Genomic DNA, 2,436 nt, shown 5'->3' with positions numbered 1-2,436 from the left:
CGGGGGGGGGGGGGGGCGGCGCCGCCGGGGGGGGGGGCGCGGGCGGGGGGGGGGGGGGGGGTCGGCGGGGGGGGGGGGGGGGGGGGGGCGGGGGGGGCGCCCCCCCCCCCCCCCCCCACCAGGGGGATGCTGTCCAGCTTGCCGTGGGGGTGGGGCGGTTGGGCCCGGGCATATCGCCGACGTCGGCTTCGGATGGGGTTCATCGACTGTCAGCAGTGGATCGCGGAGTACGCCGAGCAGCTTCCGGAGGCGCTGGCCGGGCTCAGCGGAAGGCGGCGATGTTGCGGGTGGCCCAGGTGGTGAAGGGGTGCGGGGCGCGGCCGAGGACGCGCTCCACGTCGGGGCTGATGCGGAGTTCGGCGGGGTTCGGGGAGCCGAGGATGTCCAGGGTGTCGTCGGCGAGTTCGGCGGGCATGGCCTGGGTCATGGCGGCCTTGGCCTCGGCGCGGGTGAGGTCGTGGAAGCGGACCGGGGAGCCCAGGGCGGCGGCGAGGGCCTGGGCCTGCCGGCGCGGCGAGATCAGCTCCGGGCCGGTCAGCTCGTACACGTTGCCGCTGTGCCGGTCGTCCAGCAGGCAGGCCGCCGCGGTCTCGGCGATGTCCGTCGGGTCGAGGATCGGCAGCCCGACGTCGCCGAAGGGGGCGGCGGCGACCTGGTGCGTGCGGATGGACTCGGCCCACCAGAGGGCGTTGGAGGCGAAGCCGCCGGGCCGCAGGACGGCCCACTCCAGGCCGGACTCCTTCAGCGTGTCCTCCAGTGCGCGCATCGCGATCCGCGTCGCACCGAAGGGCCTGGTCGTCACCCCCTGCGTGGAGAGCAGGACGACTCGGCGGACCCCGGCGGCCGCGGCCCGGCCGATGATGTCGGCCGGGCGGGCCCCGGCGGCGTGGAGGTCGCCGGACAGCAGCAGGAAGAGTGCGTCCGCCCCGGTCAGCGCGGGCGCGAGGCTGGTTGGTTCGGCCAGGTCGGCGACGACGTGGCGGACGCCGTCCGGCACCGCCGCCGGGTGGCGCGACACCGCCGTCACCTGCTGGCCCGCCTGGGCCAGCGCCTTCGTCAGGGGTCGGCCCACGTTCCCGGTAGCCCCGGTCACCACGATCATCTACGGCTCCTTGTCCGATGTGCTCTGTGGTCTCCACGGTAGGAGTGAGGGCTTACCTTTGGTAAGGACATACCTTTGGGTAAGCTCGTCACGTGGGGGGAAGCGTGCAGGACAGACAGGCTGAGGCAGGGGCGCGGTATGAGGTGTTTCACACCGACTGCCCCGCGCGCGACATGGTCGACCACGTCACCAGCAGGTGGGGCATCTGGGTGCTGATCTCCTTGCGGAGCAACGACCTTCGGTTCTACGAGCTGCGCGACAGCATCCGGGGCATCAGCGAGAAGATGCTCGCCCAGACCCTGCGCGCGCTGGTCCAGGACGGCCTGGTCCGGCGGGAGGTCGAGCCGACGACGCCGCCTCAGGTCACGTACGGGCTGACGGAGTTCGGCCGGGACGTCGGCGAGCCGCTCTCGGAGCTCTTCGACCGGATCACGCGGCGGCTCTCGGAGCAGGACGCGGGGTAGCGCAGTTGTGGGCCCCGGCCGGGTGCGGCCGGGGCCCGTGTCGCGGGTGGGTCAGATACCGAAGGGTGCGGCGTACCGGACGGTTCCGCCGGGGAGGGGGTGGGCGGTGTCGAGAGTGAGGGCCATCAGGGCCTCGTCCGGGACGTCGATGGTCAGGCCGATGCCGTGGGTGGAGGCGCGGGTGAAGCCGAACCGGGGGTAGTAGGTCGGGTGCCCCAGGACGACTACGTACCGCTCGCCCATGTCCTCGGCCGCCGTGAGGGCGGCGCGGACGGCCGCGGAGCCGGCGCCGCTCCTCTGCTGATCGGGACGGACGGCGCACGGTGCCAGGCACAGGGCCGGGGTGTCGCCGATGTGGCAGCGGGTGAGCAGGGCGTGGCCGACGATGCGGCCGTCCTCGTCCGTCGAGACGAGGGAGAGGCCGTCGATCCACGCGTCCGGGTCGGCGCGCAGGGCGTCGACGAGGTCGGCTTCTCCCTCGGTGCCGAAGGCGGCGAGGTTGATCTCACGGATGGCGGGGATGTCGGCGCTGGTCTCGGCGCGCGTGATCCAGGTGTGGGTGCTCATGGTGGATGAGGATCCGTTTCGGGGTGGTGTTCGTGTGAGCGCCTCGCGAGCTCACGCTCCCGGCGAGGGCGGACAGGATGAGGTCAGGCCACGGCCCGGGACGTGAGGGAGACCCGGGCACTGCGCACGGTGGCCGCGAGCGCGGTCATCAACCTCACCTCCCTGATTCTTCAGATCCTGATCGAACACGAACGGAAACCACTGTACAGGAGGCCAACGGGCGGTGGGGGGGGCCGCGGGCCCCCCGCGCCGCCCCGGGCCCCGGCGGGGGGGGGCGGGGCGGGGGGGGGGGGGGGGCGCCGG

Annotated in this window: 3 protein-coding genes; 1 reads left to right on the top strand and 2 read right to left on the bottom strand. The window is 73.9% G+C overall.

What is annotated here, in order from left to right:
- Positions 1 to 262: 262 nt before the first annotated feature.
- Positions 263 to 1,102, bottom strand: coding sequence for an SDR family oxidoreductase (locus tag ACIRRS_RS16770; RefSeq protein WP_402970986.1), 840 nt, complete (start codon positions 1,100 to 1,102; stop codon positions 263 to 265).
- 143 nt (positions 1,103 to 1,245) lie between these two features.
- Between ACIRRS_RS16770 and ACIRRS_RS16765 the strand changes: the two genes are divergently transcribed.
- Positions 1,246 to 1,566, top strand: a complete 321-nt coding sequence (locus ACIRRS_RS16765) for a winged helix-turn-helix transcriptional regulator (RefSeq protein WP_402970983.1) — start codon at positions 1,246 to 1,248, stop codon at positions 1,564 to 1,566.
- A gap of 51 nt (positions 1,567 to 1,617) precedes the next feature.
- Here the strand turns inward: ACIRRS_RS16765 and ACIRRS_RS16760 are convergent, their stop codons facing one another.
- A complete protein-coding gene (locus ACIRRS_RS16760; RefSeq protein WP_402970980.1) occupies positions 1,618 to 2,133 on the bottom strand; it encodes a GNAT family N-acetyltransferase in 516 nt (171 codons plus the stop codon).
- Positions 2,134 to 2,436 lie beyond the last annotated feature (303 nt).

Origin of the sequence: Kitasatospora sp. NPDC101183 (genome assembly GCF_044767945.1) — a bacterium.
Classification (GTDB): domain Bacteria; phylum Actinomycetota; class Actinomycetes; order Streptomycetales; family Streptomycetaceae; genus Kitasatospora.
Note: the sequence above shows the minus strand (reverse complement) of the source record. Positions and strands in the feature narration are given on the sequence as shown.

Bases quoted from the DNA above. Each gene is read 5' to 3' on its own strand.
- ACIRRS_RS16760 (WP_402970980.1), bottom strand. From the start codon at position 2,133: ATGAGCACCCACACCTGGATCACGCGCGCCGAGACCAGCGCCGACATC.
- ACIRRS_RS16770 (WP_402970986.1), bottom strand. From the start codon at position 1,102: ATGATCGTGGTGACCGGGGCTACCGGGAACGTGGGCCGACCCCTGACG.